The 14,233-nt window shown below is 55.7% G+C and carries 19 protein-coding genes; all 19 read left to right on the plus strand.

Going from position 1 to position 14,233, the window contains the following annotated elements; all coding sequences use genetic code 11:
• The 19 genes from fliE to fliR all read left to right on the plus strand — a co-directional run bounded on the left by fliE (window position 1) and on the right by fliR (window position 14,233).
• Window positions 1-297, plus strand: a complete 297-nt coding sequence (fliE, locus tag ACR1UW_RS07475) for a flagellar hook-basal body complex protein FliE (protein WP_498935140.1) — start codon at window positions 1-3, stop codon at window positions 295-297.
• A gap of 84 nt (window positions 298-381) precedes the next feature.
• Window positions 382-1,971: a flagellar basal-body MS-ring/collar protein FliF gene (gene fliF / locus ACR1UW_RS07480; RefSeq protein ID WP_498935142.1), complete on the plus strand. Its 1,590-nt coding sequence runs from the start codon at window positions 382-384 to the stop codon at window positions 1,969-1,971.
• A 12-nt stretch (window positions 1,972-1,983) separates the two neighbouring features.
• Window positions 1,984-3,003, plus strand: coding sequence for a flagellar motor switch protein FliG (fliG, locus tag ACR1UW_RS07485; protein WP_033008145.1), 1,020 nt, complete (start codon window positions 1,984-1,986; stop codon window positions 3,001-3,003).
• Window positions 2,987-3,766, plus strand: a complete 780-nt coding sequence (gene fliH / locus ACR1UW_RS07490; protein WP_100658906.1) for a flagellar assembly protein FliH — start codon at window positions 2,987-2,989, stop codon at window positions 3,764-3,766. Before fliG ends, fliH begins: the two co-directional genes overlap by 17 nt.
• Window positions 3,744-5,051, plus strand: coding sequence for a flagellar protein export ATPase FliI (fliI, locus tag ACR1UW_RS07495; protein ID WP_498935278.1), 1,308 nt, complete (start codon window positions 3,744-3,746; stop codon window positions 5,049-5,051). Before fliH ends, fliI begins: the two co-directional genes overlap by 23 nt.
• Before the next feature lie 39 nt (window positions 5,052-5,090).
• Window positions 5,091-5,537, plus strand: a complete 447-nt coding sequence (fliJ, locus tag ACR1UW_RS07500) for a flagellar export protein FliJ (protein WP_498935145.1) — start codon at window positions 5,091-5,093, stop codon at window positions 5,535-5,537.
• Window positions 5,538-6,146, plus strand: a complete 609-nt coding sequence (locus ACR1UW_RS07505; protein WP_498935146.1) for a MotE family protein — start codon at window positions 5,538-5,540, stop codon at window positions 6,144-6,146. It abuts the gene before it with no gap.
• A complete protein-coding gene (locus ACR1UW_RS07510) occupies window positions 6,143-7,258 on the plus strand; it encodes a flagellar hook-length control protein FliK (protein ID WP_498935148.1) in 1,116 nt (371 codons plus the stop codon). Before ACR1UW_RS07505 ends, ACR1UW_RS07510 begins: the two co-directional genes overlap by 4 nt.
• 11 nt (window positions 7,259-7,269) lie before the next feature.
• Window positions 7,270-7,698 (plus strand): flagellar hook assembly protein FlgD, encoded by a 429-nt coding sequence (gene flgD / locus ACR1UW_RS07515; protein WP_498935150.1) that lies wholly within the window; start codon window positions 7,270-7,272, stop codon window positions 7,696-7,698.
• A gap of 16 nt (window positions 7,699-7,714) precedes the next feature.
• Window positions 7,715-8,563, plus strand: a complete 849-nt coding sequence (flgG, locus tag ACR1UW_RS07520; RefSeq protein WP_498935152.1) for a flagellar basal body rod protein FlgG — start codon at window positions 7,715-7,717, stop codon at window positions 8,561-8,563.
• A gap of 50 nt (window positions 8,564-8,613) precedes the next feature.
• Window positions 8,614-8,838 (plus strand): flagellar FlbD family protein, encoded by a 225-nt coding sequence (locus ACR1UW_RS07525; RefSeq protein WP_498935280.1) that lies wholly within the window; start codon window positions 8,614-8,616, stop codon window positions 8,836-8,838.
• Window positions 8,825-9,253 carry a flagellar basal body-associated protein FliL gene (gene fliL, locus ACR1UW_RS07530; RefSeq protein WP_498935154.1) on the plus strand — a complete coding sequence of 143 codons (429 nt, stop codon included), beginning with the start codon at window positions 8,825-8,827 and terminating at the stop codon, window positions 9,251-9,253. The genes ACR1UW_RS07525 and fliL overlap by 14 nt, the downstream gene beginning before the upstream one ends.
• Window positions 9,254-9,280: 27 nt before the next feature.
• Entirely contained in the window at window positions 9,281-10,285 is a 1,005-nt protein-coding gene (gene fliM, locus ACR1UW_RS07535) for a flagellar motor switch protein FliM (protein ID WP_498935156.1), read from the plus strand.
• Window positions 10,275-11,441: a flagellar motor switch phosphatase FliY gene (gene fliY, locus ACR1UW_RS07540; protein WP_498935157.1), complete on the plus strand. Its 1,167-nt coding sequence runs from the start codon at window positions 10,275-10,277 to the stop codon at window positions 11,439-11,441. Before fliM ends, fliY begins: the two co-directional genes overlap by 11 nt.
• A gap of 25 nt (window positions 11,442-11,466) precedes the next feature.
• On the plus strand, window positions 11,467-11,826 hold the full coding sequence (locus ACR1UW_RS07545; RefSeq protein ID WP_033008120.1) for a response regulator: 360 nt from the start codon (window positions 11,467-11,469) through the stop codon (window positions 11,824-11,826).
• A gap of 24 nt (window positions 11,827-11,850) precedes the next feature.
• Window positions 11,851-12,507: a flagella biosynthesis regulatory protein FliZ gene (fliZ, locus tag ACR1UW_RS07550; RefSeq protein WP_498935159.1), complete on the plus strand. Its 657-nt coding sequence runs from the start codon at window positions 11,851-11,853 to the stop codon at window positions 12,505-12,507.
• Window positions 12,500-13,168: a flagellar type III secretion system pore protein FliP gene (gene fliP / locus ACR1UW_RS07555; protein ID WP_033008117.1), complete on the plus strand. Its 669-nt coding sequence runs from the start codon at window positions 12,500-12,502 to the stop codon at window positions 13,166-13,168. Before fliZ ends, fliP begins: the two co-directional genes overlap by 8 nt.
• Window positions 13,169-13,183: 15 nt before the next feature.
• A complete protein-coding gene (gene fliQ / locus ACR1UW_RS07560; protein ID WP_033008116.1) occupies window positions 13,184-13,453 on the plus strand; it encodes a flagellar biosynthesis protein FliQ in 270 nt (89 codons plus the stop codon).
• A 6-nt stretch (window positions 13,454-13,459) separates the two neighbouring features.
• Window positions 13,460-14,233 (plus strand): flagellar biosynthetic protein FliR, encoded by a 774-nt coding sequence (fliR, locus tag ACR1UW_RS07565; RefSeq protein WP_100658910.1) that lies wholly within the window; start codon window positions 13,460-13,462, stop codon window positions 14,231-14,233.

Below are 14,233 nucleotides of genomic sequence, written 5' to 3' on the forward strand. Positions count from 1 at the left end.
ATGGTTGATGGAGTGAGCCGCATCGGGCTGGCGCCGGCGGCCGCCGCTTCAAGCCCGGCGAAGCCGGCGGCGGTGCAAAAGCAGTTCGCCGCCTTTTTCAAAGAAGCGCTCAACAATGTCAATAACGCACAAATCGAGGCGGATGCGCTGACGGAAAAGCTTGTCCGCGGGGAAAACGTCCAATTGCATGATGTGATGATCGCGGCGCAAAAGGCAAGCATCGCGCTGCAGCTGACGATCGAGATCCGCAACAAAGCGGTCGAGGCGTACCAGGAAATGATGCGCATGCCGTTGTAGACGGCAAGGGACGATACATACAGAGCCCGCCATGGCCGAACGGTGGCCGCGGCGGCTGTATGGCTGGATGATCGGGGGAATCGTATGAGCAACAAGTGGAAAGAGTGGTGGGGCCGGGCCCGTTTGTTTTGGCAAGAGCGGACGAAAAAACAGAAATGGCTCGCCGCCGGAGGGGCGGTTGCGGCCCTTTTGGCCCTTGGCCTTGGCATTTTTTTCGCCTTCAGGACGGAAATGGTGCCGCTATACAGCAATTTGACGCCGCAAGAAGCCGGACAAATCAAGGCGACGCTGGATCAGCGCGGCGTTCCCGCCGAGGTGACGGATGGCGGCACGACAATTAAAGTGCCGAAAGAGCAAGTGGATGCGCTGAAAGTCGAGCTGGCCGCCGAGGGCATTCCGAACAGCGGGGTCATCGATTATTCGTTTTTCGGCCAAAACGCGAGCTTCGGCATGACCGACAACGAGTTTAATATGGTGAAACTGAAGGCGATGCAAACGGAGCTCGCCAACTTAATCAAAACGATCGACGGTGTCGAGGACGCGAAAGTGATGATTAATCTTCCGCAGCCGAGCGTATTCGTTTCCGATGAAAAAGGGGAAGCCTCGGCTTCGATCGTGCTGAAGACGAAGCCGGGCTATGAATTCAGCGACGAGCAAATTCGGGCTTTGTATCATCTCGTCGCCAAAAGTGTTCCCCACCTCTCTACAGATAATATCGTCATTATGAACCAGTTTTTTGAGTATTTCGATTTGAAAAATGAAAACAAAAATTCGACAGCGGCGGCATTCACTGAGCAGCAACAGATCAAACGACAAATCGAACGCGACATTCAACGGCAAGTCCAGCGAATGCTCGGCACGATGATGGGGCAGGACAAAGTCGTTGTCTCGGTGACGGCCGACATCGACTTTACACAGGAAAAGCGGGAGGAGCAGTTGGTCGCTCCGGTGGACGAAAAGAACAACGAAGGCATTGCCGTCAGCGTCCAGCGCATTAAAGAGACGTACTCGGGAAGCGGTGCGCCGCCGGGCGGCACGGCCGGAACGGGGACGAATGAAGTGCCGGGCTACCAAGGAGCAAACGGCGGAACGAATGGAAACTATGAGCGGACCGAAGAAACGATCAACAATGAGGTCAACAAAATTAAAAAACAAATCGTGGAAAGCCCGTATAAAATTCGCGATCTAGGCATTCAAGTGATGGTCGAGCCGCCAAATCCGGATGATCCGAATTCATTGCCGCCGGAAACGGTCAATGACATTCAAAAACTATTAGGGACGATTGTCCGGACGTCGATTGACAAAGAAGAAGCGCAGGCGCTGACCGACCAGGATGTCAATAGCCGCGTCGTCGTCTCGGTGCAAAAGTTCAACGGCAAACCGGCATTCACCGAACCGGCGCCGGTTCAGCCGGCGTGGTGGTGGTACGCGGCCGGCGGAGGCGCGCTATTGCTCATTGCCCTACTGCTCTTCTTCTGGCTGCGACGCCGCCGTGAAGATGAAGAAGAAGAAGAGGAGGAGCTCGCATTCGCCCCGCCGCTTCCGGTCGAGCCGGATTTGCCGGAGCCGCCGGAGACGGAGGCGGCGCTGCGCCGTCGGCAGCTGGAGCGGTTGGCGAAAGAAAAACCGGATGAGTTTGCCAAACTATTGAAAACATGGCTATCGGAAGAGTAGGAGGAGCGGCGTATGGCAAAACGCGATCGGAAAGGCGGGCTGACGGGCAGGCAAAAGGCAGCCATTTTGCTCATTTCCCTCGGCCCGGACGTATCGGCCTCCATCTATAAACATTTATCCGAAGAAGACATTGAAAAGCTGACGCTCGAAATTTCCAACGTCCGCCAAGTGGCGGCCGAGCAAAAAGAGGAAGTGCTTGAGGAATTCCGGCAGCTCGCTTTGGCGCAGGATTACATCGCCCAAGGCGGCATCGCCTACGCGAAAGAAGTGTTGGAAAAAGCGCTCGGCCCGGACAAGGCGATGAACATTATCAACCGTCTGACATCAGCGCTTATGGTGCGGCCGTTTGATTTCGCCCGCAAAGCCGACCCGATGCAGCTGTTAAACTTTATTCAGCATGAGCATCCGCAAACGATCGCTCTCATTCTTTCGTATTTAGACCCGGCGCAGGCGGGGCAGATTTTATCAGCGCTGCCGCAAGAGATGCAGGCCGATGTGGCCAGGCGCATCGCGCTTATGGACAGCACGTCGCCGGAGATCATTAGCGAAGTCGAGCAAATTTTGGAGCGGCGGCTGTCGGCGACAGTGATGCAAGATTACACGCAAGCCGGCGGCATTGAGGCGGTCGTCGAAGTGCTGAACCAAGTCGACCGAAGCACGGAGCGGACGATTTTAGAGGCTTTGGAAATTCAAGACCCCGAGCTTGCGGAAGAAATTAAAAAGCGGATGTTTGTGTTTGAAGACATCGTTACGCTCGACAATCGCGCCATTCAACGCGTCATCCGCGAAGTGGATAACAATGACCTTATGCTGGCGCTTAAGGTGGCGAGCGATGAAGTGAAAGAAATTGTCTTCCGCAACATGTCAACAAGAATGGCCGAGACGTTCAAAGAAGAAATGGAATATATGGGCCCGGTCCGGCTGCGTGATGTGGAAGAAGCGCAATCGCGCATTGTCGCCATTATCCGCCGTCTCGAGGAAGCCGGGGAAATCGTCATCGCCCGCGGGGGAGGAGATGATATTATTGTCTAGCGTCATTAAAGCGCCGGCATTGGCCGGGCGCGCCGGCAAAAAGACGATCGCCGTGCAGCGCTGCATGTTCGATGTTCCGCCTTCGAACGAGGATCGGCAAAAGGAAATCGAGGCGATTTCCGCCGCCAAAGAAGAGGCGGCCGCGCTTCGCCGCCAAGCCGAGCAATATTGCGAGACGGTGCGCGAACAGCTGGCCCGTGAACGGGAGCAATGGGAGCGCGAGAAAGACCGGCTTAGGCAGGAAGCGCGCGCCCAAGGGTACGAAGACGGCTACGCCGCCGGGCGCGAGGCGGCGCTTCGCGAACACCGCGAATGGATCGACCAAGCCCGCCGCTTGGCGGAGCGGATGAATCACGAATTTTATGCGAAGGCCGAGGCGGCGGATGAGATGATGCTCGAAGTGGCGCTGAAAGCGGCGGAACGCATCATCGGCGCCACGCTCGAGCGAGACCGGAGCGCGTTTTTGCCGCTTGTGCGCCAAGTGCTGCAGGAAGTGCGGCGGCAAACGGAAGTGTCCGTTTACGTGCATCCGGGTTGTTATGAGACGGTAGCCGAACAGCAAGAATTGTTGAAATCGCTATTTCCGCACCGCGTCGATTTGTTCATCTATCCGGATGAGGCGTTGCCGGAATACGGTTGTCTCGTGGAAACGCCGTTCGGCCGCATCGATGCCAGCGTAGACATGCAACTTGAACGGTTGCGCGAAGCGCTCTACAGACGGCTGAAGGAGGGAATGTCCTCTGAACTGGCAGGCGCTTCTTGATGAAATCGCCACCGCCGATTTGTACAAACGATTCGGCAAAGTATCGCGCGTTGTTGGGCTCATGACCGAATCGAAAGGGCCGGGCAGCTCGATCGGCGACCTTTGTTACATTCATGAAACGAGCGGCCGGAAAATTCCGGCGGAAGTCGTCGGCTTTCACGAGCACCACGTCTTGCTTATGCCGTTTTCCGCCATGACGCATATCGCCCCCGGCTGTTTGGTGGAAGCGACCGGCAAGCCGCTCGAAGTGTATGTTGGCGATGCGCTCATCGGCTCCGTTCTTGATCCGCTCGGCCAACCGTTGGACGGCGCCCCGCTGCCGCCCGGGCTGAAGCCGGTGTCGGTCGACCGCGATCCGCCCAATCCGCTCACCCGGCCGCCGATCGTCGAGCCGCTTGAAGTCGGCGTACGCGTCATCGACAGCCTGCTGGCGGTCGGGAAAGGGCAACGGGTCGGCATTTTTGCCGGTTCCGGCGTCGGCAAGAGCACGCTCATGGGAATGATCGCCCGCCGCACATCGGCTGACGTGAACGTCATCGCTTTAATCGGCGAGCGGGGGCGCGAAGTGCGCGAATTTTTAGAGCGCGACCTTGGGCCGGAAGGGCTGGCCCGTTCCGTCGTCGTTGTCGCCACCTCGGACCAGCCGGCGCTCATGCGCGTCAAAGGGGCGTACACCGCGACAGCGATCGCCGAATATTTCCGCGACCAAGGGGCGGATGTCATGCTGATGATGGATTCGGTCACCCGCGTCGCGATGGCGCAGCGGGAGATCGGGTTGGCTGTCGGCGAGCCGCCGACCACAAAAGGCTATACCCCGTCGGTGTTCGCCTTGCTCCCGAAGCTGCTTGAGCGGGCCGGGACGAGCGATTCAGGCACGATCACCGCTTTTTATACAGTGCTCGTTGACGGCGACGATATGAACGAGCCGATCGCCGATGCGGTGCGCGGCATTTTGGACGGCCATTTTGTGCTTGAACGCCAGCTCGCGAATAAAGGCCAGTACCCGGCCATTAACGTGCTGAAAAGCGTCAGCCGCGTCATGCCCCATATTATCAGCGCTGAGCACCGCGAAGCAGCGAACCGGTTCCGCCGTCTCCTTTCCACTTATATCGATTCGGAGGATTTGATCCAAATAGGGGCGTACAAGCGGGGGTCATCGCGAGAAATTGATGAGGCGATTGAACGTTATCCGCAAATGATGGCGTTTTGCCGCCAAGAAATAGAGGAAAAGGCGACGCGCGCCGAAAGCATTGATGCCCTTTTCCGTCTCATTTCGCCGCCATGACGGGGGCACAGCGCTAAGATGGTGGAAGGGTGATCGACGATGATGCCGACATTTCGGCTGCAAAAACTATGGACGATGAAGGAAAAAGAAAAGCAAGCAGCGCTGGCTGAATACGAAGAAGCGCTGCACAAGTTTGAGCAGGCGGCCGAGGCGCTGTACAAGTTGCTCAAGGAAAAAGAACGATGCGAGGCGGAAAGGGACAGGCGGCTGCAAGATGGCCTCGCTGTCGGGGCCATCCGCCATACGCTGCAGTATCTCGCCAATTTGCAACAAACCATTGATCACTACCAGCTCATCGTCATGCGGGCGCGCGAGCAAATGCAGCGCCGGCAGCAGCGCCTCATTGAGCTCAACATTGAAGTGAAAAAGTATGAGAAAATGCAGGAGCGCGTGCGGTTGTGGATAGAGCAGCGCGAAAAAGAGGCCGAAAGCCGCCTGCTCGATGAAATAGCCGTTCAGCGCTTTGTGCGGCAAGGAGAGTTATAGATGGCGGGCAGCAAACTTCAGCAGGAAGAAACGGCAGGCCGTTGGCAATGGATTTTGTTCGTCGTTGTCGTCCCAAGCCTCTTTGCGGCTTTCTTCCTCTTGTTGATTGCAAAGGCGGCCGGCATTGATGCGGTGAAGGCGAAACAATGGGCGGACCGCGTGCCGTTCGTCGCCGAGTGGCTTGACTGGAAGAAGAAAGAAAAGACGCTGGCCAACACGATCGAGACGCAACAGCAGACGATCAAGCGGCAAAGTCAAACGATCGCCAAGCAAAAAAAGCGAATCGAGCAGCTAAAAAGCGACTTGGCGGCAAAAGACGAGGAAATTGCCCGGCTGTCGACGCAGCAGCAACAGCTGGCCCGACCGGAAAAGAGCAACGGGCAGGCAGCCGTGGCCGCGGCGGATGTCATCAGCATGTATGATGCCATGTCAGACAAGCAGGCCGCGGCTATTTTAGCCAAGCTGCCGGAGAATGAAGCGCTTGAGGTGCTGAGCCGGCTCGATGGCGACAAAGCCGCGGCTATTTTGGAACAAATGCCGGCCGAACAGGCGGCGAACTTGCTTTCGTCATTGCATAAATGGGCGACGAGAGAGGGGGCGGCTGAATGAAAGTGATGATCGCAGCGGCTGCACCGCAGCCGACGGGCGCGGAGCCGGCAGCGAAAAAGGAGGAAGCGGCTTCTAGCGCATTTGCGGCATTATTGGCGCAAAAGCAAACCGGAAAGCCGCCGGTTGAGGAGGGGATTGAGCGGTCATCCCAGCCGGAAGGAAAGAAGCCGCGAAGAACAGACGAATGGACAGAGTCGTTATGGCTGGCCGCTTCAGCTATGCACGTTGGCGCTGCCAACGTTCTAAACGCCCCCCCGGCGGCTGCACACAATGATGGTGAAGCCTTGGCGGCTGATGGGGAAAGCGGAAGAGTCAACCAAGAGGGGGCCGGTGCAAAAGCATTGGCAGCCGCTCCGTCTTTGTGGCAGCGGACGGATGAAAATAGCGGGTTGGACAAAGCTGCTTGGCTGGAACAACAGGCCAAAGAAATGAACGGGCGTTTCGATGGCGAACACCAGCCGCCTTTCTCACAAATTTTGCCGCGAACCGAGGGAGCTAGAAAGGAAATGGCGGTGCATTCCAACGGTGAAAGCAGCTGGCTGGCGCCGCGAGTTTTATCTTCGATGTACGGGCCAGCCTCTTTACGGCAGCAGGAGGACGCTCGCCAGCTGCATAGTGTACTCGTTTCGACAAACCTTGCCTCTTTGACTTCATTCGTCCCTGCCGGCCATGAGGCGGGTGCGGTGGAAGCAGAGAATGAAAGTTCGTTTGTCGAGCAAGTGGCCCGTGCATGGCAATTCAGCCGATGGGTGAAGCTGCCAAACGGCGTTATGCAGCTTGTTATTCGCCTTCATCCGGAACATCTTGGAACGGTGACGGTGAAAATGGCGCAAGAAGGCGGAAAATTGACCGCCCGGCTGCTTGTGGCGACCGATGCGGCGGAAGAGTTGATCCGCACCCACTTGCCGCAGCTTGTCCAGCTGCTTGACGCCGGCCAAGTTACTGTTGAGAAATGGACGGTTTGGTCTGATTACGACAGCGCGGCTCTCCCGCCGCACCCGGAGCAGCGCCGCGACGGGCGGCAGCAAGGCGGCTCTCGGCAAGAACAAAAACGGGAACAATCGCCTTCCTCTGCCCCATTTGAACTTGACGGGGCAGAGGCGGATGGATGAGGGGGACGATGATGGCAACGAACACGATCGATGCCAGTTTATGGTTGGCAAACGCGGGCCGGCCGGAACGCAAAACAGGCAATCAAATTCTTGGCAAAGACGATTTTTTGAAAATTTTGCTCGCCCAGCTGCAAAACCAGGATCCGCTCAATCCGATGGAAGATAAAGAGTTCATCGCGCAAATGGCGAGTTTTTCATCGCTTGAGCAAATGATCAATATCGCCGATCTTATGCAGCAATGGATGCAGACAAGCGGACGCGATGCGCTGCTGCGCTATAGCGGCTGGATCGGCAAAACGGTGCATTGGCAAGAAGGCGATGCCACGATGAGCGCGGTTGTAAAATCGGTGACGCAAAAAGACGGGAACATTGTTCTCGGGCTCGATAACGGGGCGACGATTGCCGCGGACGCGGTGATGACAGTCGAACAACACGAATAGAGGGGAGAGGGAGCGAATGCTTCGTTCGATGTATTCCGGCATTGGCGCCATGCGCAATTTCCAAACAAAACTTGACGTTATCGGCAACAATATCGCCAACGTCAATACGTACGGGTTTAAAAAAGGACGAACGATCTTTAAAGATTTAATGAGCCAAACGATTTCCGGGGCCAGCGGGCCGAACGCCGGCCGGGGCGGCACGAATCCGAAGCAAGTCGGGCTCGGTTCGCAGCTGGCCGCCATCGACACGGTCCATACGCAAGGAAGCCTGCAAACGACCGGGCGCGTGCTCGACTTGGCGATTTCGGGGGATGGGTTTTTCATTCTTGGCGAATTGAACAGCAGCGGACAACTTGTAAATCCGTTATTTACGAGGGCGGGGAATTTTTATTTGGATAAAGACGGATATATTGTCAATGCCGACGGCCTGTATTTAGTCGGTGAAGGATATAGTAATGCGGGATTTACAGGATTGCGAGCACGCATTCAAGTTCCAACGGATGCACAAAGCATGAGCATTGGAGCCGATGGAGTCGTCAACTATGTTGATAAAGATGGAAAGTTGCAAGTGGCAGGTAGAATTCGGCTTGCCAAGTTTCCAAATAATGATGGGTTGGAAAAAGTTGGAGGGGATTTATTTAGAGAGACCGCTAACTCAGGAACGATTATTGGTGGAGAGATTGCTTCCCCACCTCAAGAAAACGGCACCGGGACGATCGTCTCCGGCGCGCTTGAGATGTCGAATGTCGACCTTGCTGAGGAGTTTACGGAAATGATCGTCGCTCAGCGCGGCTTTCAGGCAAACACGCGCATCATTACGACATCGGATGAAATTTTGCAAGAGCTTGTCAACTTGAAAAAGTAGAATAGGAGGTAGGGCGTCGGCTGTCGTCGGACGCTGATGCCCGCTTGCCGATGATTTCGCTGACGAAGCTCAACGGCAAACGGTTTGTGCTCAATGCGTTTTACATCGAACAAATCGAGGCATTTCCCGACACGACCGTGACGCTGACGAACGGGAAAAAATTTGTCGTCCGCGAGACGGTCGAACAAGTCGCGGCGCTGGCGAGCGAATTTTACCGGCAAATTGGCGCGTTTCGCTTGCCGGAAGCAGGAGGATTGGATCGTGAAAGGGAATAAAGTACTCAAAACGATGGCCATCGTGCTGGCGGTCATTGCCTTGGCGGGCACGGCGGCGCTTGTTGCCGTCATGAACCTAGCCGGCAAAGAAAAACAGGGGGCGCCGAGCGCCGATGAACTGGCGGACAGTTCGATCGACATCCCGGAAATGACAACGAATTTGGCTGATGGCCGTTATATTAAAATCTCCTTTAAAATTCAAACCGACAGCGACAAAGGAAAAGAAGAGGCGGAGAAACGCGATTTTCAGATTAAGGATGCGATCATCGAGCAGCTCTCGGAAATGAAAGCGGCCGACTTTAAAGGAAAGGAAGGAATGACGGCGTTGAAAGAGCAGCTCAAACAACAGATTAATGCGTTAATGCAGGAAGGGAAAGTGGAGAACGTCTACATTACCTCCTTTATCCTCCAGTAGCCTGCCATCCGAAGGGGGGAAGGTGACATGACAGCCGGCGAAGTATTGTCGCAAAGTGAAATTGACGCACTGCTTGCCGCGCTTTCGGCCGGAGAAATGAACGCGGAAGAACTGAAAAAAGAAGAGGAAGGGCGGCGCGTCAAAACGTATGATTTCCGGCGGGCGCTTCGGTTTTCCAAAGACCAGATCCGCAGTTTGACGCGCATTCATGAAAATTTTGCCCGCCTGTTGACCACGTTTTTTTCCGCCCAGCTGCGCACGTATGTGCAAATCTCGGTCGCGTCGGCCGACCAGATTCCGTACGAAGAGTTCGTCCGCTCGATTCCAAAAATGACGATCATTAACGTCTTTGAAGTGCCGCCGCTCGACGGGCATGTGCTGCTGGAAATCAATCCGAATATCGCCTATGCCATGCTCGATCGGGTGATGGGCGGCCGCGGCGCCGGCATGGACAAAGTGGAGCACCTCACTGAAATTGAGACACGCATCATGTCCAACTTGTTCGATAAGGCGTTTGCCTATTGGCGCGATGCGTGGGAGTCGGTGGCGGAAATGGATCCGCTGTTCGTCGACTTTGAGGTCAATCCGCAGTTTTTGCGCATGATCGCGCCGAACGATACGGTCGTCGTCATTTCGCTCAACACGCAAATCGGCGAGGCGCGCGGCATGATGAACGTTTGCATTCCGCATGTTGTTTTGGAGCCGATTATGCCGCGGCTGTCAGTGCATTACTGGATGCAGGCGCAAAAAAAAGAGCGTTCCCCCGAGGAAGCGGGACGAATTGAGCATGGCATCCGCGCGGCTCAACTGCCGATTGTCGCCGAACTTGGCACAGCGGCTGTTACCGTCGGCGAATTTTTGCAGCTCGAGGTCGGAGACGTCATCCAGCTTGGGCAGTCGATCCATGATCCGCTTGTCATCAAAATCGGCCATATTCCGAAATTTATCGGTCAACCGGGGAAGCGGAACAAAAAGCTGGCGGTGCAAATTTTAGCGATGATCGAGGGGGACGAAGCAGGACATGATGAATGACGGAATGTTGTCGCAAGACGAAATCGATGCTCTGTTGCGCGGAATAGACAGCCGTGACCGCGCACCGGCGCTTCACGATATTTTCACCCCGCTCGAGCAGGACGCTCTAGGGGAGATTGGCAATATTTCCTTTGGCAGCTCAGCGACGGCGCTGTCCATGTTATTGAACCAAAAAGTCGAGATTACGACACCGAACGTCTCGGTGATCGAGCGGACGCGCGTCCCGGATGAGTTCCCGCAGCCGTATGTCGCCATTCAAGTCAATTATACGGAAGGGCTTCTCGGGACCAACTTGCTGGTCATTGAGCAAAGGGATGCCGCCATTATCGCCGATTTGATGCTTGGCGGCGACGGAACGGCCCCCGACAGCGCGCTTGGGGAAATTCAGCTGAGCGCGGTGCAGGAAGCCATGAACCAAATGATGGGGTCGGCGGCGACGTCGATGTCGACTGTTTTTGGCAAGCGGGTCGACATTTCCCCGCCGACGATCCATCTTCTTGATTTGAGTGAAGGAAAAGGTCTGGAATATTTGCCGGATGAAGACTTTTTGATTAAAGTGTCGTTCCGGCTGAAAATCGGCACGTTAATTGATTCGAACATCATGCAGCTGCTGCCGGTCGACTTTGCCAAAGAACTGGTCACCTATTTGCTTGGCGCGGCGGCAGGGGGAGGGGAAAGCCAGCCTGAGCTGCCGGCTGGGGCGCCTCTGTCCGTGGAGCCGGAGCCGCAGCCCGCTTACGCCTATGCGGAGGCCGGCGCTCCTTCTTCCCCGGCGGCGAACCGTTTCCCGGAGGCGCCGGCTGAGCGCCTGGATGAAGGCAAAAGCGCAGCTGGACGGCATATTCAAGCAGCTGATTTTGCTGAGTTTGACGCCCCACCGCTTGCCGCGGCGGAGGCGCGCAACTTGGAGCTGCTGTTTGATGTGCCGCTGCAAGTGACGGTTGAACTCGGACGGACGAAACGCTCGGTGCAAGAGATTTTGCAATTGTCCACCGGATCGATCATAGAACTTGATAAGCTGGCCGGCGAGCCGGTCGACGTTTTTGTCAACAATAAGCTGATCGCCAAAGGCGAGGTGGTCGTGATCGATGAAAACTTCGGCGTGCGCATCACCGACATTGTCAGCCAAAGCGATCGGTTAAAACGGCTAAAATAATGTGCATGGCAGGAGGTAGGGGGATATGGCAAGAGTGCTTGTTGTCGACGATGCTGCGTTTATGCGGATGATGATTAAAGACATTTTGACGAAGAATGGGCATGAGGTCGTCGCCGAAGCGGCCGACGGGAGACAGGCGGTCGAAAAATACAAGGAGACGCGCCCCGACATTGTGACGATGGATATTACGATGCCGGAGATGGATGGGATTACGGCGCTTAAAGAAATAAAAAAAATCGATAGCAACGCCAAAGTGATCATGTGTTCGGCGATGGGGCAGCAGGCGATGGTCATTGACGCCATTCAAGCCGGGGCGAAAGATTTCGTTGTCAAGCCGTTCCAGGCGGACCGCGTCATTGAAGCGATTAACAAAACGATCGGCTAGGAGATTAGAGGTGAGGGGATGTTGATGGCCATACGGCGATGGGCAGCGGGATTGCTGGCGGCAGCCATCTTGTTTGGGGCGCCGCCGGCGTCGGCTGCCCAAAGCCCGACGGTCGCCGATTGCCTGCAGCATCCGGATGCGTGCGGGCCGTCAGCGCCGGCCGGGCAACAGACAAAACCGACAGCGAATCAACCGGCTGATGCGGTGTCTGCTTCCGATGTGCTCCGGCTCATCGGGGCGACCGCCTTTGTCCTCGTTCTTCTTTACGCTCTGTTAAAATGGCTTTCCCGCCGCCATTCGCCTGTTTTCGGGTCAAAGGGTCTCATTGAGAATCTCGGTGGAACGAGCGTCGGGGCAAACCGCTCTGTTCAACTCATCAAAGTCGGCAACCGGCTACTCGTCATCGGCGTTGGCGATTCGATCCAGCTGCTGCGGGAAATCAGCAATGAAGACGAAATAAACGAACTGCTGGCGCAGCATAATGAGCGGCTCGAACGGATGGCCAGCTTCCACCCGTTTGGGTCCCTCCTTCGTGAATATTGGACAGCGAAAGCGAAACGGGGAAGCGGTCCGGCTCCGTCCTTTTCCTCACTGTTTGCCGAGGAAATGAGCCGAATGGCCGACAGGCGGAATGAGTGGCTGAAGCGGTTGAAAGAGAAAGGAACGGCTGGCGATGAATGACTTTGTCCATATGTTTAACTCGATGGCGCCCGAGCATGTCTCGACATCGGTGAAACTGCTTTTGCTTCTTACCATTTTGTCGGTTGCTCCCGGCATTTTGATCATGATGACGTGTTTTACGCGCATCGTCATCGTTTTGTCGTTCGTGCGCACGTCGCTTGGCACGCAGCAAATGCCGCCCAACCAAGTGTTGATCGGGCTGGCGCTGTTTTTGACGTTTTTCATCATGGCGCCAACATGGAAAGAGATTCACGATCAGGCGCTTGAGCCGCTGTTTGCCGAAAAAATTGATTTGGATGAGGCGTACGAACGCGCCGCTGTTCCGCTCAAGCAGTTTATGAGCCAACATACGAGACAGCAAGATTTGGCCTTGTTTTTATCATACAGCGGCGCCGGGCAGCCGAAAACGGTCAACGACATTCCGCTTACCGCGCTCGTCCCGGCGTTTGCGATCAGCGAGCTGAAAACCGCGTTTCAAATGGGCTTTATGATTTTCATCCCGTTTTTGGTCATCGATATGATCGTCGCCAGCGTCTTAATGTCGATGGGAATGATGATGCTGCCGCCGGTGATGATTTCGTTGCCGTTTAAAATTTTGCTATTTGTTCTTGTCGACGGCTGGCATTTGGTCGTCAAATCGTTGCTGCAAAGCTTTCAATAAAGATGGGTGGCGTTTATGAGTGCCGATTTTATCATCCGCCTTGCCGAACAAGGCGTCTACATCGTGTTGATCGTTTGCGGCCCGTTGCTGCTGCTGTCACTTGTTGTCGGGCTCGTTGTCAGCATTTTTCAGGCTGCGACCCAAATTCAAGAGCAGACGCTCGCGTTTGTCCCGAAAATCGTTGCTGTCCTGCTCGGGCTCGTCTTGTTCGGGCCGTGGATGCTCTCGAAAATGGTGTCGTACGCCCATGACATTTTCGCCAATTTGGCTTCATTTATAGGCTGATCTATGATGGAACAACTATGGACGTATTTTCCCGCGTTTTTGCTCATCTTCGCCCGCACCGCTTCGTTTTTTGCGGCCATGCCGCTCTTTTCGTACCGGACGGTGCCGGCTTCGTACAAGATTGGAATGGCGTTTTTTTTCAGCTGGCTTATGTTTTTGGCAGGGCCGAAGCCGTCGCTTCCATTGAATGATGTGTATGTATTGTTCGTCGTCAAAGAGGCGCTCGTCGGGCTGGCGCTCGGCTTGATCGCGGCCATCGTCATGGCGGCTGTGCAAGTCGCCGGCGGCTTGATCGATTTTCAAATCGGGTTTGCCATCGCCAACGTCATCGATCCGCAAACCGGGGTGCAAAGCCCGTTGCTCGGGCAGTATCTTCACTCGCTGGCGCTTTTGCTGCTGCTTATGCTTGACGGGCATCATTTGCTGCTTGACGGCTTGTTTTACAGCTATCACTGGCTGCCGCTTGACCGGTGGCCGCACATTGCCGACGGGCGGGCGGCTGAGTATGCGGTGCGCACGTTCGCGGCGATGTTTGCCGCCGCTGTGCAAATGGCTGCCCCGCTTGTCGGATCGCTCTTTTTGGTCGATGTGGCGCTCGGCCTCATCGCCCGCGCCGTGCCGCAAATGAATATTTTTGCTGTCGGGTTTTCGCTCAAGACAGCGGCTGCGTTTTTCATGTTGTTTGCGGCGATCGGGGGAATGTTGACCGCGGCGCGCGAACTGTTTCAACTTATGTTTGTGTCGCTGCGCGAGTTTATGCAGCTGTTGGGAGGCGCGTAA

Origin of the sequence: Geobacillus lituanicus, assembly GCF_050994965.1 — a bacterium.
Taxonomy (GTDB): domain Bacteria; phylum Bacillota; class Bacilli; order Bacillales; family Anoxybacillaceae; genus Geobacillus; species Geobacillus stearothermophilus.

Coding starts and splice junctions, on each gene's coding strand:
- fliE (WP_498935140.1), top strand. CDS start 1: ATGGTTGATGGAGTGAGCCGCATCGGGCTGGCGCCGGCGGCCGCCGCT.
- fliF (WP_498935142.1), top strand. CDS start 382: ATGAGCAACAAGTGGAAAGAGTGGTGGGGCCGGGCCCGTTTGTTTTGG.
- fliG (WP_033008145.1), top strand. CDS start 1,984: ATGGCAAAACGCGATCGGAAAGGCGGGCTGACGGGCAGGCAAAAGGCA.
- fliH (WP_100658906.1), top strand. CDS start 2,987: ATGATATTATTGTCTAGCGTCATTAAAGCGCCGGCATTGGCCGGGCGC.
- fliJ (WP_498935145.1), top strand. CDS start 5,091: ATGATGCCGACATTTCGGCTGCAAAAACTATGGACGATGAAGGAAAAA.
- ACR1UW_RS07505 (WP_498935146.1), top strand. CDS start 5,538: ATGGCGGGCAGCAAACTTCAGCAGGAAGAAACGGCAGGCCGTTGGCAA.
- ACR1UW_RS07510 (WP_498935148.1), top strand. CDS start 6,143: ATGAAAGTGATGATCGCAGCGGCTGCACCGCAGCCGACGGGCGCGGAG.
- flgD (WP_498935150.1), top strand. CDS start 7,270: ATGGCAACGAACACGATCGATGCCAGTTTATGGTTGGCAAACGCGGGC.
- flgG (WP_498935152.1), top strand. CDS start 7,715: ATGCTTCGTTCGATGTATTCCGGCATTGGCGCCATGCGCAATTTCCAA.
- ACR1UW_RS07525 (WP_498935280.1), top strand. CDS start 8,614: ATGATTTCGCTGACGAAGCTCAACGGCAAACGGTTTGTGCTCAATGCG.
- fliM (WP_498935156.1), top strand. CDS start 9,281: ATGACAGCCGGCGAAGTATTGTCGCAAAGTGAAATTGACGCACTGCTT.
- fliY (WP_498935157.1), top strand. CDS start 10,275: ATGATGAATGACGGAATGTTGTCGCAAGACGAAATCGATGCTCTGTTG.
- ACR1UW_RS07545 (WP_033008120.1), top strand. CDS start 11,467: ATGGCAAGAGTGCTTGTTGTCGACGATGCTGCGTTTATGCGGATGATG.
- fliZ (WP_498935159.1), top strand. CDS start 11,851: ATGGCCATACGGCGATGGGCAGCGGGATTGCTGGCGGCAGCCATCTTG.
- fliP (WP_033008117.1), top strand. CDS start 12,500: ATGAATGACTTTGTCCATATGTTTAACTCGATGGCGCCCGAGCATGTC.
- fliQ (WP_033008116.1), top strand. CDS start 13,184: ATGAGTGCCGATTTTATCATCCGCCTTGCCGAACAAGGCGTCTACATC.
- fliR (WP_100658910.1), top strand. CDS start 13,460: ATGGAACAACTATGGACGTATTTTCCCGCGTTTTTGCTCATCTTCGCC.